Source organism: Rhodococcus sp. 05-2255-1e (genome assembly GCF_002259025.1).
Taxonomy (GTDB): domain Bacteria; phylum Actinomycetota; class Actinomycetes; order Mycobacteriales; family Mycobacteriaceae; genus Rhodococcoides; species Rhodococcoides fascians.
Map to the genome: position 1 here is coordinate 352,910 of NZ_NOZE01000033.1, position 25,293 is coordinate 378,202.

At 62.9% G+C, this 25,293-nt stretch carries 31 protein-coding genes and 1 pseudogene; 20 read left to right on the forward strand and 12 right to left on the reverse strand.

Going from position 1 to position 25,293, the window contains the following annotated elements:
• The first annotated feature begins 42 nt into the window (after positions 1-42).
• From CH262_RS20595 to CH262_RS20620, 6 genes are read left to right on the forward strand one after another with little or no spacing between them, the layout of a single operon-like run.
• Positions 43-975, forward strand: a complete 933-nt coding sequence (locus CH262_RS20595; RefSeq protein ID WP_027495527.1) for an ABC transporter permease — start codon at positions 43-45, stop codon at positions 973-975.
• Positions 975-1,913: an ABC transporter permease gene (locus tag CH262_RS20600; protein WP_027495528.1), complete on the forward strand. Its 939-nt coding sequence runs from the start codon at positions 975-977 to the stop codon at positions 1,911-1,913. The genes CH262_RS20595 and CH262_RS20600 overlap by 1 nt, the downstream gene beginning before the upstream one ends.
• A gap of 3 nt (positions 1,914-1,916) precedes the next feature.
• On the forward strand, positions 1,917-2,732 hold the full coding sequence (locus CH262_RS20605; RefSeq protein ID WP_094718321.1) for an ABC transporter ATP-binding protein: 816 nt from the start codon (positions 1,917-1,919) through the stop codon (positions 2,730-2,732).
• Entirely contained in the window at positions 2,729-3,562 is an 834-nt protein-coding gene (locus CH262_RS20610; RefSeq protein WP_094718322.1) for an ATP-binding cassette domain-containing protein, read from the forward strand. The genes CH262_RS20605 and CH262_RS20610 overlap by 4 nt, the downstream gene beginning before the upstream one ends.
• Complete coding sequence (locus CH262_RS20615) at positions 3,559-4,515, forward strand: aldo/keto reductase (RefSeq protein WP_094715775.1); 957 nt, start codon at positions 3,559-3,561, stop codon at positions 4,513-4,515. The genes CH262_RS20610 and CH262_RS20615 overlap by 4 nt, the downstream gene beginning before the upstream one ends.
• A gap of 11 nt (positions 4,516-4,526) precedes the next feature.
• Positions 4,527-5,288: an HpcH/HpaI aldolase family protein gene (locus CH262_RS20620; RefSeq protein ID WP_032371821.1), complete on the forward strand. Its 762-nt coding sequence runs from the start codon at positions 4,527-4,529 to the stop codon at positions 5,286-5,288.
• Here CH262_RS20620 and CH262_RS20625 read toward each other — a convergent pair.
• Positions 5,245-5,538 carry a hypothetical protein gene (locus CH262_RS20625; RefSeq protein ID WP_032389761.1) on the reverse strand — a complete coding sequence of 98 codons (294 nt, stop codon included), beginning with the start codon at positions 5,536-5,538 and terminating at the stop codon, positions 5,245-5,247. The genes CH262_RS20620 and CH262_RS20625 overlap by 44 nt on opposite strands.
• 77 nt (positions 5,539-5,615) lie before the next feature.
• On the opposite strand from CH262_RS20625, the gene CH262_RS20630 reads away from it, so the two are divergent.
• The gene (locus CH262_RS20630) at positions 5,616-5,798 is read left to right on the forward strand and encodes a hypothetical protein (protein WP_027495532.1); all 183 of its coding nucleotides are present in this window, start codon (positions 5,616-5,618) and stop codon (positions 5,796-5,798) included.
• A gap of 289 nt (positions 5,799-6,087) precedes the next feature.
• Entirely contained in the window at positions 6,088-6,501 is a 414-nt protein-coding gene (locus CH262_RS20640; RefSeq protein ID WP_057473524.1) for a hypothetical protein, read from the forward strand.
• A 50-nt stretch (positions 6,502-6,551) separates the two neighbouring features.
• On the opposite strand, the gene CH262_RS20645 is transcribed toward CH262_RS20640, so the two are convergent.
• Positions 6,552-7,037: a hypothetical protein gene (locus CH262_RS20645; RefSeq protein ID WP_057473525.1), complete on the reverse strand. Its 486-nt coding sequence runs from the start codon at positions 7,035-7,037 to the stop codon at positions 6,552-6,554.
• A 46-nt stretch (positions 7,038-7,083) separates the two neighbouring features.
• Positions 7,084-7,416, reverse strand: coding sequence for a hypothetical protein (locus CH262_RS20650; protein ID WP_057473526.1), 333 nt, complete (start codon positions 7,414-7,416; stop codon positions 7,084-7,086).
• A 41-nt stretch (positions 7,417-7,457) separates the two neighbouring features.
• On the opposite strand from CH262_RS20650, the pseudogene lepB reads away from it, so the two are divergent.
• Positions 7,458-8,202: pseudogene (gene lepB / locus CH262_RS20655) on the forward strand (signal peptidase I).
• 3 nt (positions 8,203-8,205) lie between these two features.
• On the opposite strand, the gene CH262_RS20660 reads toward lepB, so the two are convergent.
• The 4 genes from CH262_RS20660 to CH262_RS20680 form a co-directional block, all read right to left on the reverse strand.
• A complete protein-coding gene (locus CH262_RS20660; protein ID WP_057473528.1) occupies positions 8,206-8,523 on the reverse strand; it encodes a hypothetical protein in 318 nt (105 codons plus the stop codon).
• A 28-nt stretch (positions 8,524-8,551) separates the two neighbouring features.
• On the reverse strand, positions 8,552-8,926 hold the full coding sequence (locus CH262_RS20665) for a PLD nuclease N-terminal domain-containing protein (RefSeq protein WP_027495537.1): 375 nt from the start codon (positions 8,924-8,926) through the stop codon (positions 8,552-8,554).
• A 617-nt stretch (positions 8,927-9,543) separates the two neighbouring features.
• The gene (locus CH262_RS20675) at positions 9,544-10,872 is read right to left on the reverse strand and encodes a glycosyltransferase 87 family protein (RefSeq protein ID WP_094718324.1); all 1,329 of its coding nucleotides are present in this window, start codon (positions 10,870-10,872) and stop codon (positions 9,544-9,546) included.
• A 65-nt stretch (positions 10,873-10,937) separates the two neighbouring features.
• Positions 10,938-11,972 carry a LacI family DNA-binding transcriptional regulator gene (locus CH262_RS20680; RefSeq protein ID WP_094718445.1) on the reverse strand — a complete coding sequence of 345 codons (1,035 nt, stop codon included), beginning with the start codon at positions 11,970-11,972 and terminating at the stop codon, positions 10,938-10,940.
• A gap of 246 nt (positions 11,973-12,218) precedes the next feature.
• On the opposite strand from CH262_RS20680, the gene CH262_RS20685 reads away from it, so the two are divergent.
• The 6 genes from CH262_RS20685 (at position 12,219) to CH262_RS20710 (ending at position 17,004) form a co-directional block, all read left to right on the forward strand.
• Complete coding sequence (locus CH262_RS20685; protein WP_094718325.1) at positions 12,219-13,160, forward strand: dihydrodipicolinate synthase family protein; 942 nt, start codon at positions 12,219-12,221, stop codon at positions 13,158-13,160.
• A 353-nt stretch (positions 13,161-13,513) separates the two neighbouring features.
• Positions 13,514-14,692, forward strand: coding sequence for an Nramp family divalent metal transporter (locus tag CH262_RS20690; RefSeq protein ID WP_094718446.1), 1,179 nt, complete (start codon positions 13,514-13,516; stop codon positions 14,690-14,692).
• Between the two features lie 200 nt (positions 14,693-14,892).
• Complete coding sequence (locus CH262_RS20695) at positions 14,893-15,366, forward strand: DIP1984 family protein (protein WP_048318093.1); 474 nt, start codon at positions 14,893-14,895, stop codon at positions 15,364-15,366.
• A 258-nt stretch (positions 15,367-15,624) separates the two neighbouring features.
• Positions 15,625-16,194: a cysteine hydrolase family protein gene (locus CH262_RS20700; protein ID WP_256988893.1), complete on the forward strand. Its 570-nt coding sequence runs from the start codon at positions 15,625-15,627 to the stop codon at positions 16,192-16,194.
• 27 nt (positions 16,195-16,221) lie between these two features.
• Positions 16,222-16,665, forward strand: a complete 444-nt coding sequence (locus tag CH262_RS20705; RefSeq protein WP_094718327.1) for a hypothetical protein — start codon at positions 16,222-16,224, stop codon at positions 16,663-16,665.
• A 3-nt stretch (positions 16,666-16,668) separates the two neighbouring features.
• The gene (locus CH262_RS20710) at positions 16,669-17,004 is read left to right on the forward strand and encodes a hypothetical protein (protein WP_094718328.1); all 336 of its coding nucleotides are present in this window, start codon (positions 16,669-16,671) and stop codon (positions 17,002-17,004) included.
• Here the strand turns inward: CH262_RS20710 and CH262_RS20715 are convergent.
• Complete coding sequence (locus CH262_RS20715) at positions 16,991-17,635, reverse strand: TetR/AcrR family transcriptional regulator (protein WP_094718329.1); 645 nt, start codon at positions 17,633-17,635, stop codon at positions 16,991-16,993. The two genes, CH262_RS20710 and CH262_RS20715, sit on opposite strands and share 14 nt — an antisense overlap.
• Before the next feature lie 224 nt (positions 17,636-17,859).
• On the opposite strand from CH262_RS20715, the gene CH262_RS20720 reads away from it, so the two are divergent.
• The 3 genes from CH262_RS20720 to CH262_RS20730 are packed head-to-tail and all read left to right on the forward strand — an operon-like array spanning position 17,860 to position 21,307.
• Positions 17,860-18,984 carry a DUF5938 domain-containing protein gene (locus tag CH262_RS20720; RefSeq protein ID WP_094718330.1) on the forward strand — a complete coding sequence of 375 codons (1,125 nt, stop codon included), beginning with the start codon at positions 17,860-17,862 and terminating at the stop codon, positions 18,982-18,984.
• Positions 18,985-18,995: 11 nt separating this feature from the next.
• Positions 18,996-20,555, forward strand: a complete 1,560-nt coding sequence (locus CH262_RS20725) for an AMP-binding protein (protein WP_094718331.1) — start codon at positions 18,996-18,998, stop codon at positions 20,553-20,555.
• Entirely contained in the window at positions 20,552-21,307 is a 756-nt protein-coding gene (locus CH262_RS20730; protein ID WP_048317602.1) for an SDR family NAD(P)-dependent oxidoreductase, read from the forward strand. Before CH262_RS20725 ends, CH262_RS20730 begins: the two co-directional genes overlap by 4 nt.
• 16 nt (positions 21,308-21,323) lie before the next feature.
• Here CH262_RS20730 and CH262_RS20735 read toward each other — a convergent pair whose 3' ends face one another.
• Together CH262_RS20735 and CH262_RS20740 are read right to left on the reverse strand one after the other, a co-directional pair.
• On the reverse strand, positions 21,324-22,256 hold the full coding sequence (locus tag CH262_RS20735) for a TIGR01777 family oxidoreductase (RefSeq protein WP_094718332.1): 933 nt from the start codon (positions 22,254-22,256) through the stop codon (positions 21,324-21,326).
• Positions 22,253-22,924, reverse strand: a complete 672-nt coding sequence (locus CH262_RS20740) for a TetR/AcrR family transcriptional regulator (protein WP_094718333.1) — start codon at positions 22,922-22,924, stop codon at positions 22,253-22,255. Before CH262_RS20740 ends, CH262_RS20735 begins: the two co-directional genes overlap by 4 nt.
• Before the next feature lie 100 nt (positions 22,925-23,024).
• On the opposite strand from CH262_RS20740, the gene CH262_RS20745 reads away from it, so the two are divergent.
• Together CH262_RS20745 and CH262_RS20750 are read left to right on the forward strand one after the other, a co-directional pair.
• Positions 23,025-23,699: a class I SAM-dependent methyltransferase gene (locus CH262_RS20745; protein WP_218829317.1), complete on the forward strand. Its 675-nt coding sequence runs from the start codon at positions 23,025-23,027 to the stop codon at positions 23,697-23,699.
• Positions 23,700-23,765: 66 nt separating this feature from the next.
• A complete protein-coding gene (locus tag CH262_RS20750) occupies positions 23,766-24,068 on the forward strand; it encodes a helix-turn-helix domain-containing protein (RefSeq protein WP_045841141.1) in 303 nt (100 codons plus the stop codon).
• Here the strand turns inward: CH262_RS20750 and CH262_RS20755 are convergent.
• Positions 24,026-24,655: a ClpP family protease gene (locus tag CH262_RS20755; protein ID WP_032383043.1), complete on the reverse strand. Its 630-nt coding sequence runs from the start codon at positions 24,653-24,655 to the stop codon at positions 24,026-24,028. The two genes, CH262_RS20750 and CH262_RS20755, sit on opposite strands and share 43 nt — an antisense overlap.
• The gene (locus tag CH262_RS20760) at positions 24,652-25,260 is read right to left on the reverse strand and encodes a ClpP family protease (RefSeq protein WP_032383042.1); all 609 of its coding nucleotides are present in this window, start codon (positions 25,258-25,260) and stop codon (positions 24,652-24,654) included. Before CH262_RS20760 ends, CH262_RS20755 begins: the two co-directional genes overlap by 4 nt.
• Between the last annotated feature and the right edge of the window lie 33 nt (positions 25,261-25,293).

Genomic DNA, 25,293 nt, shown 5'->3' on the forward strand with positions numbered 1-25,293 from the left:
GCCAAGGCCGATTCCGTGCTGCCCGCATTTCTCGCTGCGCCCATGGCGCGCTACGTGGTGCGGCGACTCGGGCAGAGCCTGCTCACCATCTTCCTGACGCTCACCACGGTGTTCGTGCTCATTCGCATGGCTCCCGGCGACCCGGCCTACTCGATGGCCGGCCCGCTCGCCAGCACGGAAGACCTCGCGCAGATTCGTACCAATCTGGGTCTGGACCAGTCGATCTTCACTCAGTACGCGCTGTACCTGAAGGGCCTGTTCACACTCGACCTCGGTACCTCGTACTCCTTCCAGGCACCGGCACTCGACGTGGTTCTGCAGCGCATTCCGTACACGATCACTCTGGCCTTCGCCGCCATCTTGCTTACCACCGTGGTGTCGATTCCCCTGGGCATCTGGATGGCTCGCCGCGCCGACACCCGACGCGAACTCGGCGCGAACGTCGTGACGATCGCCGGTCAGTCGATGCCGGACTTCTGGACCGGCCTGATGCTGCTGACGTTCTTCGCCGTATTGGTTCCCGTACTCCCCGCAGCCGGATTCACCAGCTGGTCCTCGCTGATCCTGCCCGCCGTCACCGTGGCCATCCTGCAGATCGCCCTGATCTCCCGCATGGTCCGACGCGAGATGGTCAACGCCTACGCCTCCCCGTACGTCACCGTCGCCCGATCGAGAGGCGTCACCGAACGCGAGATCACCTGGCGCTACGCCCTGCGCAACTCGTCGATCCCCGTCGTCACCGCACTGGGCACCAGATTCGCGTCGATGCTCAACGGCGTCGTCGTGGTCGAGGTGGTCTTCGCATGGCCCGGCGTCGGTTCACTCGTGGTTCGCGCCCTCGAAACCAGGGACTATCCGCTGATCCAAGCCACCGTTCTGGTCACCGCAGTGCTCGCTGTTCTGGTGCAACTGGCCGTCGACCTCTGCTATCCGCTCCTCGATCCACGCGTTCGCCTCGGGAAGGCAGCAAACTGATGACAGTCGTCGACAAGCCAACGGACACTCCACGTCCCAGCGCCGTCACCGCGAAGGACTTCGCATCGGCGGGTGCCACCCGTCGCCGACGCGACAGCCGCGTCAAGATCTGGATCGGCACCGCGTGTGCACTCGTGGTCATCCTCCCGGTCGCCTTCGCGCGGGTGCTACCCCTCGACTCGCCCGATGCCACCGACCTCGGTCAACGCCGGCTCGCGCCGCTGACCGACGGACATCTGTTCGGCACCGATCAACTCGGCCGAGATCTGCTGGCGCGCGTGCTCTACGGCGGACAGGTCTCGCTCACCGTGGGAATTCTGGCCGTCATCGTCTCCGGGCTCATCGGACTGACCCTGGGATCACTGGCGGGCTTTCTCGGCGGCTGGGTGGACGCGACGGTCTCCCGCCTGCTCGAAGCACAACTGTCACTGCCACTTCTGATGATGCTGCTGCTCGTCGTCGCCCTGTTCGGTCCGTCGATTCCGGTCATCACCTTCGTCATCGCCATCGCGCAGTGGCCCGAAATCGCCCGTCTCACAAGATCACTGGTGCTCGTGGAGCGGGAGAAGCCCTACATTGCCGCGGCTCGGGTGCTCGGCCTCGGCCGCATCGCCATCCTGCTTCGCCACGTCGTTCCCAACATCATCAAGCAGGCGTCGCTCGTGGTTCTGCTGTTGCTGGCGCAGGCCGTGCTGCTCGAAAGTGCGTTGAGCTACCTCGGTGCCGGGCCGCAACGTCCGTTCGCCACCTGGGGTCGCATCATCTCCGACGGCCAGGACTACATCACCACATCGTGGTGGCTCGTCACCTTGCCCGGCTTGGTCATCGTGCTCCTCGTCGTCGGAGTCAACCTGCTCGGCGATGGACTTCGAGACCGCCCCGCCGGATCGGGCCTGCTGCGAATGTTCTCCCGCACGAACAAGAAAGGGCGTGCCTGAGACATGGGCAATCTACTGAAGGTCGACGAACTGCAGATCGAGTTGGTCACCGACAAGGGCCTCATCAGAGCCGTCGACGGTGTCTCGTTCTGCATCGAAGCAGGAGAGACGGTGACCATCATCGGTGAATCGGGCTCCGGCAAGTCCACGACAGCAATGGGCATCCTCGGGTTGCTGCCGTCCGATCTGGCGGTGCTGTCCGGATCGGTGACGTTCAAGGACACCGAGATACTCGGAAAAGACAAGGAGCTCTGCGGAATCCGAGGCAAGCACATCGCGCTGATCCCGCAGGATCCGATGACGGCCCTGAGTCCGGTGCACACCATCGGCAGTCAGCTGCGCGAAGCCGTTCGGCACAGTGGGGTATCGGGTCGATCCGAACAGACCAAGCGCTGTATCGAACTGCTCGAACAGGTCCGCATACCCGACCCCGCAATACAATTGGACAAATACCCACACCAGTTGTCCGGCGGCATGCTGCAACGAGTACTGATCGCCGGCGCATTGGCCTCCGGGCCGGAGCTCATCGTCGCGGACGAGCCGACCAGTGCGCTCGACGTCACCGTGCAGGCAAGCATCCTCGATCTGCTGCTCGAACTTCAGGAGCGCACCGGCATCGGCATGCTCGTCATCACCCACGACCTGGGCGTGGCTCGACTGATGTCCGATCGTATCTACGTCATGAAAAGCGGTGTGTTCGTGGAGAACGGTGGAGCCGAGGAGCTCGTCAACGCTCCCAAGAGCCCGTACACGAAGAATCTGCTCGACGCGATCCCGCAGTTGGGGCCCTGGAACGAGAAGGTGGAGGCCGCGGTATGAGCGCACCATTGTTGTCGGTGGAGAACCTCGTCGTCGAATACCCGGTCGGTAACGGCGTGTTCAGAGCCGTCGACTCGGTGAGTTTCTCGGTGGAGAGGGGCAAAACCGTTGCTGTAGTCGGTGAATCGGGCTGCGGGAAATCGACGATCGCCAAGTCGATCGTGCGGTTGTTGACCCCCACATCGGGATCGATCCTGGTCGACGGCACGGACATCGCGCAGATGTCCGAAAAAGCACTGCGCCCCTTCCGTTCCCGAGTCCAGATGGTCTTCCAGGATCCCTACGGTTCACTGGATCCGCACCTCACCGCAGTCGATATCGTCGGAGAACCGCTTCGGCTCAAAGGTATTCGGAGTAAGTCCGAACGCGCGGCCAGAGCAGCAGAACTGATCGACCGCGTCGGGTTGCCGAGCACTGCCCTGACTCGTCGACCAGCGGAGTTCTCGGGCGGACAGCGTCAACGAATCGGCATCGCCCGCGCACTGGCGTCGGGACCGGAGATCCTCGTGTGCGACGAGGCCACCAGCGCGTTGGACGTTTCCGTTCAGGCCCAGGTGCTGGAATTGCTGCGCGAGATCCAGCAGCAGACGGGATTGACCTACGTGTTCATCTCGCACAACCTCGGCGTCGTGCGCGAAATCAGTGAGACGGTCGTCGTCATGTCCAAGGGACGCATCGTCGAACGAGGTGACACCGAGGAAGTACTCGCGCGACCGAAGCAGCCGTACACCCGCGCGCTGCGAGCGGCAGCTCTCGACCCCTCGACGATGACAGGAACCAAACCGCGACATATCGTTTCGCGGCTCGCCAAGACTGGAGTAACCGCATGACCGCGCTCAATATCTCACCCCTCGTCCTGGGAACGATGACGTTCGGCGATACCGTCGACGCGTCCGGGGCGGCCAAGATGGTGGACGCGGCCCTGGACGCCGGCATCACCCATATCGATACCGCGAACGGCTACGCGGGTGGTGAATCAGAGCGGATTCTCGCTGACCTTCTCGCCACTCGCCGTGATCGCGTCACGCTTGCCACCAAGGCCGGAATGCCGCACCCGGACGCCGACGGCAACAGCCCGCTGTCTCCGAAAGGGTTGCGACTCAGCATCGATGCCAGCCTGTCGCGGCTGGGCACCGACTACGTGGACCTGTTCTATCTGCACCAGCCAGACCGTGCGACTCCCTTGTCCGACACTCTTGTTACGGTCGCCGAGCTGGTGTCCGAAGGAAAGATCAGAGCCCTCGGTGTCTCGAACTTCGCTGCCTGGCAGATCGGTGAAGTCAATCGGGTAGCGGACGACGTGGGTGCGCCCCGACCCGTTGTGGCGCAGCAGTTGTACAACCTGCTCGCCCGTCGGATCGAAGAAGAGTACGTGGAGTTTGCGGCCGTCACAGGCCTGATCACGATGGTCTACAACCCGCTTGGCGGCGGGCTCCTCACCGGCAAGCACGCTGCGGGAGTGCAGCCGACCGACGGCCGGTTCGGAGATTCGCGCCTGGCCACGATGTACCGCGAACGATACTGGAACACTGCAATATTCGACGCCATCGCCCAGCTCGGTACCGTGGCAGACAATGCCGGAATGCCGCTGACCGAGCTGGCTCTACGATGGCTGGTGTCCAAGCCCGCGACCGGACCGGTGTTACTCGGTGGCTCCAAAGTGGAGCATCTCGAATCGAACATCGCCGCCCTCGGACGCGGGCCGCTCCCCGGCGACGTGGTCGCAGCATGCGACGAGGTCGGCGCGGCTCTGCGCGGACCGATGCCGAACTACAACCGCTGAGAGGCTTTTCAATGACTGCACAGGAATTCGCTGCCCGCGTACGCAACCGCGAACAGATCCTCGGGTATTGGTCGGTCATCGACAGCCCCGTCTCCACCGAATGGCTCGCCCATGTGGGGTGGGACTACATCGCACTCGATCTGCAGCACGGCCTGATCGGATACTCGGGCATGCTGGCAGGAATCACCGCTATCGACGCCGCACAGGGACCGGCCGCTCTGGTGCGCGTCGAAGCCAACAACGCCACGGTGATCGGCCGGGCCCTCGATGCCGGTGCAGCGGGAGTCATCGTGCCCCTCATCGACACTGCCGAAGATGCTGCCGCCGCGGTAGCGGCAGCTACCTACCCGCCCGAAGGCATCAGGTCCTACGGTCCGATGCGCTCCCAACTACGCATCGGACCCAACCCCGCCGATGCCAACCGCGATACCGTCGTCCTCGCGATGATCGAGACACCTCAGGGCCTGGCCAACGTCGAAGAGATCTGTGCGGTCCCCGGTCTGGACGGCGTCTACGTAGGGCCATCGGACCTACGCCTGGCCGTCGGAGGGTCCTCGCCGAGCGACCCATCAGTGGACGAAGAATTCGATGCCGCTATCGTCCGAGTCCAGAAGGCCGCCGCGGCAGCGGGCATCACCGCCGGAATTCATACCGCATCGGGAAGCATTGCTGCGCAACGACTTGCCCAGGGCTACACGTTGGCCACCGTTGCATCCGACCTGACGCACCTCAAAGCCGTGTCGGCCGAGCACCTAGCGGCGGCGCGGGGATAGGACCACGCTTCTTGCGCGAATCGACCCGATACGCCAGATAGAGATACAGAAAGCCGGTGACGGTGCCGCCGAGACATCCTGCTGCAATATCGAGGGCGGTGGATCCTGAGTTCACCAGTAGCTGCATGAGAAGGAACCCGACGCCGACTGCAGGAGTGAGTGCCAGAGCGTTGATGTAATCGGCCCGGGTTGCGCCGCACTTCTTGCTCAACGCGCCGGTCATGACCCACTCGCGAAATGGCTTCTGCATCTCAGGCTCCTCGTATGGGTCTGATTTGTCCCGTTCGGCCAGGATACCGGAGAGTTGGTTTAGGTAGGGTTCGAGTTTTGCGCGCTGTTGTCTTCCTTGCTGTACTCGCGATCATCTACAAGTGGCCGGTGTTCGGAGACAGCCCCGGCCACTGGTCGGCCCTGAGTCAGGGAATCATGTTCGGCGCGATCATCTGCACCGTCGCTACTCCTGCGGGATGGAAGGCCATCCGGCGAATAGACGGACGGATGCGGTCTTAGGTTGATGCCCGTGGGGCGGCGTTGGTCCGGATTGCGCCGCAAACGCGAGCGCATTCGTCAGGTGCGTGCGGATTCGTCGCCAATTTCGACCGCCAGAGAGGGCCATTCGACGAAAGCGCGCGCGTTTGCGGCGGGGTGCAGTCCCGTTTCGTGACTCGGCCGGAGCAGTTCGGCGTGGGCACCCGTTGCCTCCCAATCCACCTGAATCGGGTGCAGATAGCCGCGCTCACCAGCGCGGTCAGCTGCACCCGATTCGAGGGTGGTGAGGCCATGTGTTTGGGTGAGTCCCATGGACTGGGTCGGCAGAGAGCTGTGCGTGGCCGCCGGGAGTGGGGCAGTCACGTCTGCGGTACTCATCGCACCGGTCATCGATGGCAAGTGGTTGGATCTGACTCTCCCAGCCGTACTCGGTGCAATCGGTGGACTGCTGGTGGGATTCGCGGCGGTGGTCGGCGGCAAGTACGCACTGAAGACTGCGGTGCCGTGGCCACCGAGCGGTCGCACACAATGGCGACACCGATTTGCCCTGTGCACTGCGGCAGTGGTGACACTGTTCGTTGCCGGGCTCTCTGCATGGGCCAGCGCTGCCTCGGGGATGGTCGCTTCGGACAGCGCGGAGCCGCCGATACAGCTGATGGTGACAATTGCGTTGACTGCAATCAGTTACGTGTTCGCGTACTTCCTTGCGCCCGAGGTCAACTGACTCCGGCTGGAGCGGTTCAGTCCGAACCGGTGAACGCGCCGAGGACACGCTCACCGACAGGCGTCAGGGCCGTCGAACGCGCCCACCAAGAGGCAGGCGATATCACGCGGAACTCTCCACTGATTGTCGTATCGCACGAATGACATCGGTCCGACGGGATAACTGTCCATGCTTCGGAAAGTTCCGACACCCATGGCCTCCACCGAATCGGGACCGGTCGAAGCGACGGTTGTGAATTCGATGTGTTGCGGATCCGGCTGAGCGCCCCAGGCGCGTGCGAGCCGCACGTTGTTCTCGGCCGGCCCGTCGAACAATCGAGCTCGATCTTCTTCGCGAATCGAGTAGTCCACGCTCGCTGCGAACAGAGCCGTCAACTGGGCTGCGGTCGGGACATCGTCGGTGATGGGCGGTGGCGGAGAGGCGAATTGCGTCGGGCTGATCGATGCGACCGGCGACTTCGGCACGTCCACTTCGACGGGGGAGCAGGCGCACGCGAGCAACACCACAACGACCGCGCTCACTCCGACAAGTTTCACCGGCCCAGTATGAACCGAAACAACATGGTGGGTAGGTGAGTCGGCGTCAGATACCCGACGTCGTCAGGCTCCGGTTGTGTTGGGCGGTGATCACCAGTACCGGTATGGCGATCGGCAGGATCAGGGCCGCCGCTGGAAGCACGAGGGCAGCAGAAGCAGTCGTCAGGTTGTGGACCGCTACAGCCACTATCCATGCACCCACGGCCGCGATGGCCTGCGCACCCACTCGGAGGGCCGTCACTGTCCCCGGTGAACGAACTGCGAATTTGCCTATGGTCATCGGCAGATAGTGGCCCTCGTTCACCTGTGACAGCTGCAGCGTCGCGACAGTCATCGTGGCCGCGCTGATGGCGGCGATCAGGAGGCCGAGAAACAACATGCTCAGTACGATACGCAAACTTGTGGCCCTAGGCTGCTGGTATGACTGCCGCTGCGAATTCCGATGCGACCCGTCGTCGGGTGCCGTCCTGGTTACGAGAGTTGACGGTTCTGGTCGTGGTCGCATTGTTACTGAGTGTGCTGCTGCAAACTTTTGTCGGCCGTGTCTATCTCATCCCGTCGCAGTCCATGGAACCCACGCTGCACGGCTGTCCCGGTTGTACCGGCGATCGAATCGTGGTGGACAAGATGACGTTTCGATTCGGAGATCCGCAGCCGGGTGATGTGGTGGTGTTCAAGGCTCCGACGGAGTCGTGGAACAGGGGATACACGTCGAGCCGATCGAGCAACGCAGGAGTGAAGGCGTTGCAGGACGCGGGATCGTGGGCCGGACTCGTCGCGCCCGACGAGAACGACCTCGTGAAACGGGTGATCGCAACAGGCGGGCAAACCGTCCAGTGTTGCGATGTGCAAGGAAGAGTCGAGGTCGACGGGCAGCCGCTCGACGAGCCCTACGTCGCGTTCGACTTCCCCTACGACGCGGACACACTCAACTGCGCAACAGTTCCGCAGTCCGGTCGCTGTTTCGGGCCGGTGACCGTACCGTCCGGCAATCTGTGGATGATGGGCGACAATCGAAGCGGCTCAGCAGATTCGAGGGCACACTCCCGTGACGAACTGGGCGGAACGGTCCCCATCGAGAACGTGATAGGCAAGGCGGGCCAGATTCATCGTGCTGCCACCGTCGAGATGGGGAGCCATCGACTCGCCTGCGATACAGCGCTGATCGCTAGTCGGCGTCGCGCCTGCGTGTGATACGAAAACCATTGCAGTACAGAACAACGGCGAGGACCGCTCCTATCGCCGATCCCGCGAACGGAGCGAGCCACAGCCACAACCAAATGCGTGACCGCACCTCGAAGGACAGGTCCAGCGCATTCACGTAGTCCGAATTCATCGTGACTCCGGACAGCGGCGTGTACGTGCCGTAATAGATCTCGGGTGATGCGATGTCAGGGGCCAACGCCAGCTCGACGAGGTGACCGCCAATGGGAAGCAGCCCCACCACGAAGCCGAGGGTGGTGAGAATCAGAACGATCGAGCGCATTCCCACGATCCTGTCGAGTAGCAGCGTCTTAGAACCCGAGATCGCGCTTACGACGCTCGCGTTCGATGCGTCGCTGTTCCTCGGCGCGTTCGCGGCATTGCCGGAGGAATTCGGCGTCCGCATCCGGATTCTGGGCGGCCTGACGGCCCGGCCGCGTCTCGTACTCGGGGTACGCGGAGTTGCTCGCGCGACCGTAACCGGACCCGCCCGCACCTCCCCAGATCCCAGCGCCGACGGGTCGGCCCGCAACGAGCCAGGCCAAGGACCCAGCGAACGGGAGGAAGACGATGAGCAGAATCCAGACGATCTTGGGCAGATACCGGATGCCACCCTCGTCTGCGGTGATCGCGTCGATCAGACAGAACACCCACAGCAGCATGACCAGCAAACCGAAATACGGCATTGTGTCCCTCCATGTCCAAGACCGCTCGGTCCGTTGTATCGAAGATCGTAGCGCTGTCCTCGCGATTTCGACAGACGAGTCGGTTTGCAAATCTGGGTGGGGCTCGGGCACGGCCGGATGTCGCGTCAATGTCCTGGGCAGTAGATGTACAGAGATGATCGCTGACCATCCCTGGTGAGCAGGACGGTCACCACCTCTGTCGTGCTCTTCGGTCCGACAGAGGTGGTCAGCATCTCCGACTCACACGTGAAGTTCACCCCCGCCCAGCTTCCCGGGGGCACCGTCTGGCACGCGAAAGGCTGAAGCGGAGGATAAGACGGGTTGGCCGCCGATAGCGTGAGTCCGTCACCGAATTCGTCCGGTGCATCGAATCGAGCCGACCAGGCGGGCTGACCCGAGAACTCCGAATGCGTCGCACCCTGCGCGAACTCGAAGCCATCCGGAACTGTGAACGCTATGCGTTGCAGATTGTGCGTTACTTCATCGCTGTCCATGGACCTGGGCTTGCCGATCTCGCTGGCGCACGAGGCCGTGAGGAGAACAAGAATTGCCGACGCGCAGAGGAGTTTCCACGAATCGGTCATGGACGCAGCAACATCGGGCGGACGCGTGTGCGCCTATTGGCGAGCATCGTCATGGCCCGCAGTGGGCCTGATCCTCAGGCCGACGAAAACCACGACGAGGGTCGCCAGAAACACCGCGGGATAGGTGAATTGGACGGCGAACTCGAAGGCGGGGGAGCCCTCGAACATGAAGATACCGATGGCCTTGATGCCGCGGTAGTCGGTGAAGTACCACGCAATCATCGGCGTGGTCACGGCGATCGGGGCCAGCCAACTCCACCAGGTTCGGTGTCGGTTGGCGTAGTCGAGGGCGAGGACGGTCAGCGGAATGCACCACACCCAGTGATGGCCCCACGCGAAAGGCGAGACCATCGGCGTCGCCATTCCACATATCGTCAGGGCCAGCAACGTCTTTCCGGCTGCCTGTGCGCGTGCCGCCACCCACAGCGCCAGGGCGGCGACGACGAGGGCGAGCACCAGCCACACAGCAAATGGAGGTGTGTTGCCCGGCCACAGTCGAGCCAACACGCCATGAATCGACTGGTTGGCGGGTGAGGCAAGTGCGCCGATTCGTTCCGAGTCGATCATCGTCGACGTCCAGAATCTCCACGAATCTGCGGGAATGACGATCAGTCCTGCAAGCACGGTCACCGTGAACGCGGCGATCGCGGTGACGGCTGCTCGCCACTGTCTCTGTGCCAGTAGATGAAGCACGAAGAATGCGGGCGTCAATTTCAGTCCTGCAGCGATGCCGACCCCCACACCGCGGAGCCGACTGCCCTCGCCGCGGGTGAGATCGAGCAGAACGAAAACCAGTAGAAGCACATTGATCTGGCCGAGCCAGATGGTCATGCGGACGGGCTCAAGCCACGTCAGTGCCACTGCCAATCCGACACTGACGAGATACATTGTTGCGCTTCGATATCCGAGCGCGCGCCAGCTCGCGACCACGGCCGCGTAGATCAGCAACAGATTGATCGCCTGGACCACCGTCACAGCGCTCGTGACCGAGAGGAGGGCGAGCGGGGCGAAGGCCAACGCCGCGAAGGGCGGGTAGGTGAACGGTAGGCCGATGTCGAACAATGCGAACTCGTACAGCGGTTCGCCATGCTGAACGACGTACGCACCGTGTCGATAGACGATGGTGTCGATTCCGTTGCCGAACAGACCGAAGGGGGTCGTCCATCCCAAGAAGTAGGCGTGCGCAACGACCGCGACGCACGCGGCGATGGCCGACGCGAGGAACCAGCGCCAACCGAGCCGGCCAACGCGCGTCGCATGCACTTCCGGTTGCGTCTCCCGGATGGCCGACTCCGGGGCGTTCTCTGCGCGCACGTCCGAGTCTGACCGCGCGTAGAGCGGCCGAAAACTGGACGACGTCATGGCCTACACGATAGATCGTTGTACCTGATACAAGGAACTCGACACGGACAGACCGGTACGTTTTGTCAGCGGATTGCTCGGCTCGACGATTGCCTGGGTATCAGGGTGGGGAGCGCTTTGTGAACGGCCGCCGAGTCGTCGGTTCCGTTGATCAGCAGATCCATCGCGGTGCCGGCGATCTGATCGAACGCGGTACGCACCGACGTCAACGGCACCGGCAGCAATTGGGCGAGGGGAATGTCGTTGTATCCGACGAGTGACAGGTCCACGCCGACGGCCAGATTGTGGCGGTGAGCTGCGGACAACACACCGAGGGCAAGATTGTCGTTGGCCGCGAACACCGCGGTGGGACGCTCTGTGGCGTCGAACAATTCGTGTCCTGCGCGCGCGCCTGCTTCGATTCCGTAACCGGTTTCCACCGTCCACTCCGACGGCGTTGACACGCCGGCCTCGTCGAAAGCACGGCGGGCACCCGCGAGCCGTCCGACGGCGCTGGAGGTGAACAGCGGGCCGGTCAGAACCGCGATGTCGGTGTGGCCCAGATCGATGAGGTGTCGAACTGCCAGGTACCCGCCTGTCTCGTCGTCGCCGATGGACGACGGACTCTTGCCGTCGGTTCGTAGGACGAGAACGTGCGGAATGCCGTTGTCGCGCAGGTGGCTGGGGAGAGGATCGTCGGTTCGGCTGGTGGCGAGAACGACGCCGTCCACATTGCGTTCGAGCAGGGACTGCGCGGCGTTCCACTCGTCGGTGGGATCGTCGCCACTGGTCGCGACGATGGCGTGATAGCCGTCTTTACCCGCGGCCCGATCGATCGCCTCGAACATCAGGGCCATGACGGTGTCGGACAGGCGGGGAACCAACACTCCGATGGTCGCCGTTGCACCGCGCCTGAGGTTGGACGCGAACGTGTTGCGCCGATAGCCCAGCTGCTCGGCGATCTCTCGCACCCGGACGGCCGTCGCGGTACGGGAGGGGGCGACGCGGTCGTCGAGCACGCGGCTGACCGTCGACACACTGACGCCCGCCGCCTTGGCGACGTCGCGGAGCGTGACGACGTCCGTCCGTTCCGCCGAGAGCCCGGTTCGAGTGGGACGCATCCACACCTCCTTGATCGATCGGTCTGATCGCACGACAGGACCGAACTTACCGATCCCCAGCTGATCGCACATGCAAACGTCCCAGGAACGTTTGCATGAAGTGTTGCATGAGGGGTCGGTGCCGTGTGCGAGCCCTGTCACCTCTCGGTCGGCGAAGTGATGGTTGACACATTCGGGGTCGCGGGTTTAGCGTCATGCAAACGTTCCCGACAACGTTCCCAACCGCCTCTCGAAAAGGACGTCACCATGAATGCACTCGATCTCCGCGGACTCAGCCCGGCACCGATCACGCCCTTCACCCGCGACGGCGAGGTCGACTACGACGCGATACAGCGACTCGGGTCGTGGCTCGGCAGTGTCGACGGGGTCAAGAGCCTGGTCGTCCTCGGCCATGCAGGCGAGGGCACATTCCTCACGCAGGCCGAGCAGGCCAAGGTCATCGGTGCGTTCCGCGATTCGGTGGACGGCAAGCTCCCGATCGTCGCCGGCATCACCGGTGAGGGCACCGCCGTATCGGTCGAGGAAGCCAAGCGTGCAGTCGACGCCGGTGCATCCGCCGGTCTGGTCTACCCGTCGCACGGATGGCTGCGTTTCGGATACCAGGACGGTGCGCCGCAGGATCGGTACAAGGCACTGTACGAAGGCTCGGGCTTGCCGCTCATCCTGTTCCAGTACCCCGACGTCACCAAGGCGACGTACAACCTCGACACCCAGCTCGAAATTGCCGCTCAGGAGGGCGTTTTCGCCACCAAGAACGGTGTCCGCAACATGCGTCGTTGGGATCGCGAGATTCCGGTGCTGCGCAAGGAGAACCCTGAACTGCAGATCCTCAGCTGCCACGACGAGTACCTGCTGCACACCATGTTCGACGTCGACGGCCTGCTGGTGGGGTACGGCGGCCTCGCACCCGAGCCGCTCGTCGAGCTCATCGCGGCAGGCAAGGCCAAGGACTACCCGGCAGCGCGCGCCATTCACGACCGGCTGCTGCCCGTCACCGCGAACGTCTACCACCGCGGATCCCACATGGAAGGCACCGTCGCCCTCAAGGAAGGCCTCGTGCACCGCGGCATCCTCGAACACGCCACCGTGCGTTCACCACTGCTTCCGCTCGCTGCGGGTGCCCACGAGGAGATCGCAGCGGCACTCGATTCCGCGAACCTCGGCTCGGTAGTACCTGCGCTGGTCTGACCCGGTCGACGGTCACTCCCTACCCTCGGTGCCCTTCCGTAGTAGCCGCTACGGCCCGGAAGGGCACCGAGCACCACTTCTTTCGGCATGCATCACCGCACACGCGGACCGGGTCGAGTCCGTTCGGTTGGACTGCCGAGCTCTGCATCAGATCCACCCCACGTATTCGCCCCTTGCCACATCAGGCCGACAGCAGACGTGCTCCGCGTCGCCGGCTCGAAAAGTGCTTCGAGAAAGGGCTCGCAATGAGTCAGCACCACGCAACACCGGTGGTACCGTCCGCAGCCGTGCGAACTTCGCAAACTCCCGCACCCCGCTCCGGCAAATGGAAAGCCTTCCTGAGCACCATCGCGATGGCCGGCCCCGCATTCATCGCCGGTGCATGGCAATTCGGCCCCGGCAACCTCGCCAGCGCCGTCGAAGCCGGCAGCAAGTACAGCTACAGCCTGATCTGGGTCATCGTGCTCTCGACGGTGTTCATGCTGGTGTACGCGGACATGAGTGTCCGGCTCGGCATTCGCACCCCGAAGTCGATGATCAGCTCCGTCAAAGACGTCCTCGGCCAGAAGGTCGGCGTCGCTGCGGGATTCGGCGTCTTCATCATCACGCTGTGCTTCTCGGTGGGTAACGCCGTCGGCTCTGGCCTCGGGCTCTCGATGGTGTTCGGTGGTTCACCACTGATATGGACCATCGCCTGCACCGTGTTCGTCGCCCTGATTCTGTTGTTTCGCAACGTGTATCGAGTTGTAGAGCGTGTACTTCTGGTAATCGTCGGGCTTCTCGGTGCTGCGTTCGTCATCAGTGCCGTCATCGCAAAACCCGACTGGTACACAGCCGTCAGTGGAGTCGTCCCCACCGCTCCACCGGGCAGCCTGTTGCTGATCGTCGCACTCGTGGGTACCAACTTCTCGCTCAACGCCGCATTCTTCACCTCCTACGGCATTCACGAGCGCGGACGAACTCGGGCCGAATACCGTCAGACCTCGATCGCGGACACTATTCCCGGCATCGTTGCCCCCGGCATCATGACCGCGCTCGTCATCGTGGTCGCCGCAGCTGTTCTGGGACGCCAGGACACCGAGGCAGCGACACTGGTCGGCCTCGCCAAGATATTCGAACCCATTGCCGGTCCGGTCGGTTCGACCATCTTCGCTCTCGGACTCTCCGGTGCCGCATTCTCGTCGATGGTGGCCAACGCAACCGCCGGTGGCACGATGCTCTCCGACGCACTGGGCCGGGGAGCGTCACCCAGTACCCCTACGGCCAAGATGACCTGCGCCGCCATCCTGGCATTCGGTCTTGCGATCACAATCATGTTCACGTCGTCGCCGATCCAACTGATCATCGTCGCTCAAGCTCTGACCGTGCTGGTGGCACCATTCCTCGGCTTCCTGATCTACGTGATGAGCAACAACCGCCAACTTATGGGCGATCTCCGAAACACGTGGTGGAAGAACGCACTCGGCGTGCTCGGCTTCCTCTCCATCCTCTCGCTCTCCGGACTACTGATCTACGAACTCGCGACGCGATAATTCGACTGAAGTCCCGGGTGGATGCTCGACGAGCATCGACCCGGGGCGTTCCGATTTCCCAACCGGATCTTGAAAGCAGGCCTATCGCCGGCCACAGAACTGTGGTACTTCTTGAGTCATGAACACATTCGACACGTCGAAAGGCGCATGAGCGCCCGTAGCTATCCCACCTCCGGTTCCACTACACCGAGGTGCAGATCATGAAGCTTGCCGAGGCCCTCGCTGAACGAGGGGAACTGATCAAGCGCACCGAACATCTGAAGGTTCGGATTCTGGCGAACGCTCGCCATCAAGACGGTGAATCACCGGCTGAGGATGCAGCGATCTTGTTGTCCGAGTACAACTCCGCGCTCGATCGTCTCGAAGTTCTCATCCGTAGGATCAACCGAACCAACAGTGCTGCCGCGGTGCGGGATGGAACCATCACCGATGCGCTCGCGTCCCGCGACGTGCTGCGTATGCGACACAAGGCGATCTCTGCGGCCGCGGACGCAGCATCGGGACGCAACCAGGAGCACAGATACGGCCCACGTCAACTGAGGTCGGAATTGGTCTACGTCGCAGCTCTTCCGGTTGCCGAATTACGTTCTGCCGCAGATGATGTTGCCAAGCAGATTCGGTTGGTGGATTTGGAGATTCAACGCGTCAATTGGGAGTTCGACCTAGTCGAATAGCATGCCACATGCCGGGTAGTAGGTAGTTTTCGGTCGAGGCGAGCACGTACCGCGGGTCGGCGGTCTTCCGGCCCTTCTCCTGCGTGGTGAGCAGCGTTCCGAGCATTCACTCGGTCACAGTGCAGCTCAGTACAATTCACGCAGAACGGTGCACAGCATACCTTGCACTACCGTGTGCTGATCGAACGGAAACGAGGGTGGGTAAGGGGCCACCCAGCATGATGGTTTGCGCCTGTGTTCGCGACTAGTCTGGTCAGAATGACGGCTCTATCGATGTCCCTCAGCCGACCTGCACTTATCGTCGTCGATGTGCAGGCCGGTTTCGACGATTCGGAATTCTGGGGTCCGCGGGACAACCCGTCGTGCGAGGCCAATATTGCTGAGCTCGTTGAGTTCTGGCGATCTCTGGCTTGGCCGGTGGTATTCGTTCAGCACGATTCCGACAATCCACAGTCGCCGTTGTCGCCGACGCAGGACGGGCATCGCTTCAAGGACATGCTCGACGGGACTCCGGATCTGCTCGTTCGTAAACGCGTCAATTCGAGCTTTTACGGAACTCCCGATCTGGACGCCTGGCTACGCGGCGAGGACATCGACCAGGTGGTCATCTGCGGAATCACCACCAATCACTGTTGCGAGACCACCGCGAGGATGGCCGGGAATCTCGGCTACGACACCTACTTCGTCATAGACGCGACGCACACCTTCGATCGCGTCGCGCCCGACGGGACAGTCGTACCTGCCGCAACACTGTCTGCCATCACGGCAACCAACCTGCACGGCGAGTTCGCGACGGTGATCGAAACGAAAAACATAACTTCCCGCTGACGTCGCCCCGATTTGATACCGTTCGGTATGGCCGATCGGGGAGCAGTAGCAGGGCTCGCGGGACCCATTGTGCTGCTGTATCTGGGGTACTTCGCGTCGGTGCAGACCCTCTCATCGCTGATCCACGGGATCTTCGACCCACGAATAGACTGGGCCGACACGGGCTTCGGTGAAGTGTTGCTGTTCTCGTTCCTGGTCGTGGGCGGTCTCGCTGCATGTGTTGCGGCAGTTCGCACACTGGCCGACTCTCCGAGGTTCCCAGGAATCGTCGTCACACCGGGGCCGTCGATCGGGCGGAAAGTCGACGCGGTGGTGGTGACACTGATTGCCTACGCCGTCGTTGTTCTGGTGTTCGTGACCGCTACCGCATCAGCCGGATTCCTGGTGCCGCTCATTGCGGCGTGGGCTTGCTCCAACACGATTCGGAATTACCGTGAACTGAAGAGTCGACGTCGAGCGTCCGCAACATAGCCCATGAACACCGTGCTGATACTGATGCTCATGCTGTGGTTCGTCGCGTTCGCGTACGCGGCGTCCGTCGGATTCCGTGACAGAGCAACGCATCCCGACTACTACGGTGCACGAGTGTCGGACGCGGTGAAATCGACACCCCGACTGCGTGCACGAGCCAATCGATCGGTTGGAATCTGGTGCACGGTCAGTTCCGTGATGGCTGTGGTGCCAATCGTATGGATCGGCTCCGACTTTCACCGCGAAAGAACGACCTGGGAGCTGGCCGGTCTGGCTGCTTACGTCTTCGTCGTCGTGGTGGTCGGCGGTTACCCGTTGGAGAAGATCACGAAGTCGTGACGTTGGGATGGTCCAACAACGCGAACGCGGCCGTCAATTGCGCTCGGGCTGCGTCGACTTCGGATGTGTTGCCCGCCAGATGGTGCAGCAAGGCGCGTTGGAAGATCCCGTCGAGCAGGATGTAGGCGGAGGGGCGGTCGAGGGCCGATTCGGAGCCGCGTAGTTCGCAGTACTTCGTCACCACGCGCCAGATCATGTCTTCGCGACGTTCCTCGATGTCCAGGACGTCGCCTCGAAAGGAACCGTCGAACAGGGCTTGGTTGCGGAGGTCGTACCAGAGTCGATGAATTCCGGCGTCCGCCACGAGGGTGGCGAAGTACCTCGTCTCGAAGTCCGCGTACAGGCCGGGGGCGTCGACGGCGTTGGCCACCACCTCGTCGTACCGGGTGACGCAGATGGCCTCGTACTGGCGAACTGCGTGGGTGATGAGGTCGAGCTTGTCGGTGAAGTAGTAGTGCAGAACGCCGTGCGAGTACTCGGAGTTCTGCGCGATCTCCCGCAACGACGTGCGGGCGTACCCCAGCTCGGCCAGCGTGTGGAGCGTCGCCTCGGCCAGCTCGGTTCGCTTGGACTCGAACTTGTTGCGGGCGCGTTCTTCGATGCGCGCGCGCGGATCGACCGTCTGGGTCATGTTCGGTGTCCTTTCCGCGCGGCGTTTCGCTGATCAGTGTATGCCCGGCCGTCGAAAACCGGATTCTGGGCAGTCGTCAAGAAAAACCTTGACGTGTGTACAAATTCTAACTTAGTGTGATCCGCAGCACACGTCAGAGGGGTGGATGCACACCTGCCTCCGGTGCTTCACGGCTCGATCAACCTCGGCCCGTCCGACGACGGCCGATCACGAGAGGACTCTTCATGCCAACCGACAAGCGCGTCGTCGTCTACGGGGCATCGGGATACACCGGGCGACTGATCTGCGAATACCTGCGCGAGTACAACATTCCCTTCCTGGCCGCCGGCCGCGACGAAAGCCGAGTCAAGGGCATCGTCGACGCCGTCCCCGGCGTCGAGACGGTCGAATACGATGTCGTCGAGGTCGAGCACACGGCTTCCGCACTGGCAGACGCGTTTCGAGGAGCCGAGATCGTGCTCAACACGGTCGGTCCGTTCTCGCGGTTCGGACACGAGGTGGCGCAGGCATGCATCGAGATCGGTGCGCACTACACCGACACCACCGGTGAGCAGGACTGGATCATCGATGCCGAGAAGAAGTACGGCGCAGACTTCGCCGCCCGAAACATCGTTCTGACACCGGGTTTGGCGCAGATGTACAGCATCGGCGAGATCGCGGCCAACATCTGCCTCGAGACCCCGGGTCTGGACACCCTCGACATCGAGGTCTTCTGGAAGGGACATCCGACGGTCGCATCGACCAACACCATCCTCACCAATGCCGCCTTCTCCAAGGCGTACTACCTCGAACAGAACGAGTACGTGGAATGGCCCGACGACGGGGTGTTCCAGGTGGTCGTGCCGGGCCAGCACGATCTGGGCTTGGCGCTGCCGTGGGGCGGCACGTCGCATCCGGTGTGGTTCAAGAACGATCCCCGAGTCGCGAACGCACGCGCCTACGGCGGGGTGATGAACAAGCCCCTCATGCTCGCCGTGCCTCAGATCATCGCCGGCGCAATGGCGCAGATGGAAGGCAAGACCGACGCCGAGAAGTACGACATCATCGACACGGTGTCGGCGTCGGTGCGCAGTGAGACACCGCCGCGGGAGAATCCCCGCATCAACACCTCCCTCGACTCGGTCTACGCATCGGGCCCACTCGGCCGCGTGCACACGGTGATTCACGGCAACTGCAACTACAAGCAGACCGCTCTGCTCAACGCATTCGCGGCAGCACACGTATTGCAGGGGCCGCCCAAGAAGGTCGGATTCGCCTCGAGCTGCCAGGCATTCGGACACCGCGAACTGCTAGGCGTGCTCCGCGCCTTCGGTCTGGTGCTCGACCCCGTCGTCACAGCACACAGCTGAGGACCCGGCCGATGCGGCTATCCGACTACCTCGACAAGGGCATGTCCCTGGGCCGAGACGCCCCCTGCCTCACCATGGCTGACACCACGAAGAGCTACGGCGAGGTCTACGACGACACGGTCTCCATCGCAGGAGCATTGCAACACAACGGTATCGAGACCGGGGATCGTATTGCGGTGCTCTCCGGCAACGACCCTCTCGCCTTGACCTGCGTTTTTGCGATCTCCCGCGCAGGAGCAGTGTGGTGTCCGATCAATCCGCGAAACGAGGCCGACGAGAATCGCCAACTGTTCGATCTGTTCGGGTGCCGATTCCTGTTCTTCCAGAAAGCATTCGCGGATCTGGTCGGCCGCATCAGAGACCACCTGCCGCAACTGGAGTGGCTCGTCTGCCTGGACGGCGAGGTGCCGGGAGCACTGTCGTACGACCAATGGCTCGTCGAGCACCGCTCGGACTCGGTCGTCGACAGGCGACCGGCCGACGGGCTCGCCATGATCGCCGGAACCGGCGGAACGACGGGAAAACCGAAGGGCGTCAGACTCACCGAAGAGAACATGATGACCTCGACGGCTACGGCACTGATGAGCTACCCGTTCGGGGACCGGCCCCGATACCTCGCACTGGCACCGTTGACCCATTCGGCGGGGGTACTGACATTCCCCATCCTGAGCCTGGGCGGGCACGTCGTCGTGATGCCGGCTCCGGACATCGGCCAGTTTCTCTCACTCATCGAGCACCACCGGATCACTCACGCATTCTTGCCGCCGACGGTCATCTACGGCGTACTCGACCATCCCGACCTCGACACGCGGGATCTGTTGTCGCTCCGATGCCTCTGGTACGGGGCTGCGCCGATGTCACCGACACGGTTGGAGGAGGCGCTGACCCGAATCGGGCCGGTGCTGGGGCAGCTCTTCGGGCAGACCGAGGCACCGAACATGATCGCGACGCTCGCACCGGCCGATCACTTCCGGAGTGACGGTTCCATCGCGGTCGAACGGTTGACCTCGGCGGGCAAGCCGACGCCACTGACGACGGTGGCGATCATGAACGAGGACGGCCGCCTGCTCGATCGCGAGGAGCGCGGCGAGATCGTGGTTCGAGGACCTCTCGTGATGCAGGGATATCACGAGAATCCCGACGCCACAGCCGAAGTCGGTGCGCATGGCTGGCACCACACCGGAGACATCGGGTATCTCGATCGGGCCGGTTACCTCTACGTCGTCGATCGTGCCAAGGACATGATCATCACCGGAGGATTCAACGTGTACTCGGCCGAGGTGGAACAGGCCCTGCTGTCGCATCCCTCGGTGAAGGAATGCGCAGTCGTCGGCCTTCCCGACGACAAGTGGGGTGAACGAGTCACGGCTGCAGTGCTTCTGCGCCCCGGTCGCGACGCGTCCCCCGAGGATCTGATCGCACACGTCAAGGCGCGGATCGGGAGTGTCAAGGCTCCCAAGGAGATTCAGATATGGACCGATCTGCCCCGCTCGAAGGTGGGAAAGATCCTCAAGACCGAAGTACGCAGCACGATGTCTGCACCGTCACCAGCGAAGGGAAGCACAGTATGAGCGAGTTCGAGGGCAAACGAGTCTTCGTCACCGGGTCCGGTGCCGGAATCGGAAAAGCCATCTCCCGGATGTTCATCGAGCGGGGCGCACGCGTCGTGGTCAGTGACATCGACGAAGGTGTCGCAGCGACGACGGCCCAGGAAATCGGTGCCGAGGGCACCGCCAACTGCGATGTCTCCGACGAGAGCCAGGTACAGCGAGCCGTCGCCGGTGCGGTCGAGATTCTGGGCGGACTGGACATCGTCGTCAACAACGCGGGCATCGAGGTCTCGTCCCCGTTGCTGCAGCAGTCCACCGAGAGTTTCGACAAGATTTACGCCGTCAATGTGCGGGGCACATTCCTGGTGATGAAAGCCGCGATCGGTGCACTCGTCGAGTCGAAGGGCAACATCGTCAACATTGCATCGCTGGCCGGTGTCGGCGGCACGGCGCTGCTCGGGTCGTACTGCGCCACAAAAGCAGCCGTCATTCAGCTGACACGCGTCGCGGCCATCGAGATGCGTGCCGCAGGAGTACGCGTGAATGCGGTATGCCCCGGATTCGCCGATACCGCCATGGTCGAACGACTCGTTCCGGACTTCGAAGCGGCAACTCAGGTCCCGTTCGGCGATCTCGTCGCCGCCAAGCAGGGACGGCTGGGAACACCCGAGGACATCGCAGAAGTGACGCTGTTCCTGGCCTCGGACCGCGCAACATGGATCACGGGCAGTCACTACATTCTGGACGGCGGCCTCTCGGCGTCGCTGGTGTAGCGCTCGGAGCTCCCCGTCAGCCGAGTGCGACGGGGAGCAGGCCGGGTCGCGTCCGAGATGCGATGTCGGCCAACGCACCCTCCAGCGTCGGGTATCGGAAGTCGAACCCACTGTCGGTCAACACCTGCGGCTCGACCCACCGACTCTTGAGGACCAGCTCGGGTTCGGTTCGGATCACCCGTGCGCCCAGCTTCAGCAGCCATACCGGTGTCGCCAGTCCGTGATCGCGACCGAGAGCAGATCGAACCTGGTGCATGAGAACCTCGTTGGTCACCGGGAACGGTGTCGCCACGTTGACAGGTCCGGCGATGTCCGAGGTGGCGTACAGATGGTCAAGAGTCCGAGCGACATCATCGACGTGCACCCAGCTGAACATCTGGCCGCCATCGCCCATGCGGCCACCCAACCCCACTCGCGCCAGATCGATGATGGGGTTGATCGCCCCACCGCCTGCGCCCAACACGATCGACAACCGCAGTGCCACTCTGCGAATCGACACGTCGGCGTCGAACAGTTCGCGCTCCCACGATCTGGCCACCTCGACCGAGAAGCCCGATCCCAGTTCACCGTCCCGTTCGCTCATCGACCTGTTGCGGGCATCGCGGTAGATGGTTCCGGTGCTCGCGTTGACCCACAGCGCGGGCGGATTGTGTGCTTGTGCCAAGGCACGCCCGAGCTGGGCTGTCGTCTGAATTCGCGACGACATGATCGCGTCGGCGTTGGCCTTGTTGTAGCGACAGCTCACCGAGCGGCCGGCGAGGTTGACCACCAGATCGGACCCGTTCAGGACCTCGACGAGGGTGCGATGGTCGGACCATGGTGCATCGCTGGACGATCCGCGTCCGACCGTCCTGACGCCGATACCGCGTTCCTCGTAGTAGCTACGCAGATACCCGCCGATGTAGCCGGAGGCACCGCACAGAACGACGGTCGATGGTGAATCGGTCATTGGCTCAACCCTTCTGGAGAGGTCATTCGTTTCAGGAGACCGGCGACATCGGCTACCAGGCCGCGCGCTACCGGGAGTCGGGCGAGACGAACCGCCTTGGATACGACGGGCACGAGCCCGTCGACCAGAGTGCGGGTGCGAGTCTGGTTGTCGGACGAATCGGTGACCCAATGCAGCGTGACGCCCATGTAGATCATCCAGAGCAGCAGCGGGAGTGCATCGTTCAGCGACGCGGGTACCTTCTGCTTGGATGCATCCAACGTGGTGCGCATCAGATCGATGGCCATGGCTCTGGCGTCGGAGGATTCCTCGGAGAACGGACTGGAGCTGGACCTCGTCGGCAGCGCCAGCTGGAGGAAAGCGCCGCCGAACGCGTGATACGGCGTCAGGACGTCCAAGCCGGAATGCAGAACTGCGGCCAGGTTCTCCGACAGCGACCCGCCCTGGGTGATGACCTGCTCCGCACGTTCGCGGTGATCGCGCTGGATCACCACATACAGCTCGTTGACCAGTTCGTCCTTGCCGGCGAAGTAGTAGTACGCATTGCCGAGCGACACGCCGGCCTCGTCGGCGATCCGGCGCATGGTGGTGGCCTGGAACCCCTCTTCGCGAAACAGCCGAAGAGCCACTTCGACCAGCTTGTCGCGCGTCTCGGATGTACGGGCCATGCGGTCACCTCGTTTTCTGAACGTGTTCAAAAAGGACGGTAGACCCATTTTTGAACATGTTCAAGCGCAACGGCCGGGGACCGACCTGGATACTCGACGCATGCTCAGACGAATGGGAACCTCGCTGATCGGAGGCAAGGGGGCTCAATGGGTACAAGCGCTCAACGCGAGGCATCCGTGGAGTCACAACGACTACTTCCACAGCTGGATTCTCGCCAACCTGCCGAGCCGACGACGCGAGGCAGTCGACGTGGGTTGTGGCCGTGGCGGTCTCGTGCACTCTCTCGCACCGTATTTCGATCACGTCACCGGAGTCGACATCGACTCCGACATGCGCCGCCGCACAGGTCTTGCGTGCTCCGATGTCACCAATGTGACTGTCTCCGAACGCCAACTCGACTCGTGGGCGGACGAATCCGTCGATCTGATCACGATGATCGCCGTTCTCCACCACCTCGACATCGACGACACGCTTCGCCACGTCGAGCGTGTTCTCGCGCCGAACGGCCGGCTGCTCGTCGTGGGTATGGCTGCGCCACGAAGTCCCCGGGACCTGCTGTGGGACGCCGTATCCATCGTGACCAACCCGCTGATCGGCTTCGTCGGCCATCCTTGGCGGAGCCCGGCGGGAAAGCAACCGGCACCCTTCCCGGTCAAGGACCCGGTGCTCAGTTTCGACGAAGTGAAGCGGTCGGTCGACGCGATACTGCCCGGAGCGACGATGCGACATCGCGTCGGATTCAGGCACACCATCGAATGGGCGAAGCCTGGGTGACCGGAAGGTTCTCTGCCCTGAGCAGAATCGCCGACCCTCCATGGAATCGAGGCTTAGGCTCCGATCATGGGCGAGGTCATACGAATCGATGAGCGCCGAGCAGCACGCGCAGTGGAACCGCTGTGGCGTGAGGTGGTCGGACGCCGGCTGCGCGAGCGCAGACACTCCCGCGGCGACACACTCGCGGACACGGCGGCGCGCGCAGGGATTGCACCGCAGTATCTTTCGGAGCTCGAACGCGGCCGCAAGGACCCGTCGAGTGAGATCCTTGCGGCCGTCGTCGGGGCACTCGGCACGTCGATGGCCGAAATTTCAGGTCTGGCGCATCACGACCTGTCCCGCGGCAATGCGACGTTGATGGCTGCCTGACGTCGTCCTTCGAGGACTTGGTCGACCAGGCCGTACTGCAGCGCCGACGGAGCCGTCAACACCAGGTCACGGTCGGTGTCGTGCCGAATCTTCGCGGCATCGCGTCCGGTGTGTTTCGCCAGAATCATCTCCATCTCGGCGCGTACCCTGACGATCTCGTCGGCGGCGAGAATGAGATCGGGAATGGTGCCTCGCCCTTGCCCTGCAGGCTGATGCAACACCACCCGGCTGTGCGTCAACGCCGACCGTCGACCCGGTGCACCTGCGGCGAGCAGCACCGCGCCGGCCGCCACTGCCTGCCCCACACATGTTGTGGCGACGGGGGATCCGATGAACTGCATCGTGTCGTAGATCGCCAACATGGCCGCAGTATCGCCGCCCTCGCAGTTGATGTACATCGAGATTTCCTGATCGGGCGAGTCGGCCTCGAGATGTAACAGCTGCGCGATCATCGCATTCGCAACACCGGCATCCAGTGCGGTACCGAGGTACACGATGCGTTCGCTGAGCAGATGCGAATAGACGTCGACGACGCGTTCGCCGCGCGAATCACGGGTGACGACATTGGGAATGGTGTACGTACTCATCGGGCCATCTCCATCCCGAACGACACCCGACGCGCAGGCATGACCTGATCGAACGAACTGACGATGGCGTCGACGAACCCGTAGTCACGCGCGGCGTCCGCGGTGAACCAACGATCGTGCAACGAGTCGTCGAATATTTGTTCTCGTGTCTGCCCGGTGTCGTCGGCGATGAGACCGAGCACCGTATCGCGGGTATGTCGAAGATCGTTGGCCTGCACCTCCACTTCGACAGCAGAACCACCGATGCCGGACGAGCCCTGGTGCATCAGAATCCGCGAATGCGGTAGTGCGTAGCGCTTTCCGTGCGTTCCCGACGACAGCAGGAATTGACCGGCGCTGCAGGCCAATCCGAGTGCCAACGTCGAGACGTCGCAGGGAATCAGGTGCATCACGTCGCGGATCGCGAGCATGGCAGGAACCGATCCGCCAGGGGAGTGAATCCACAGCGCGATATCGGCCGACGGGTTCTCGGCCGCCATCGTCAACAGATGGGTGGTGAGGACGGTGCCGTTGTCGTCGTCGAGGGGGCCGTCGAGCACGAGGATTCGATGACGTAGGAGTCGGTCGCGGAGTTCTGGTGGGAACATTCGGGGTGTCTCGCTCATGGTTCGAGTGTGAACTCCAATAGCGCTGCGTGC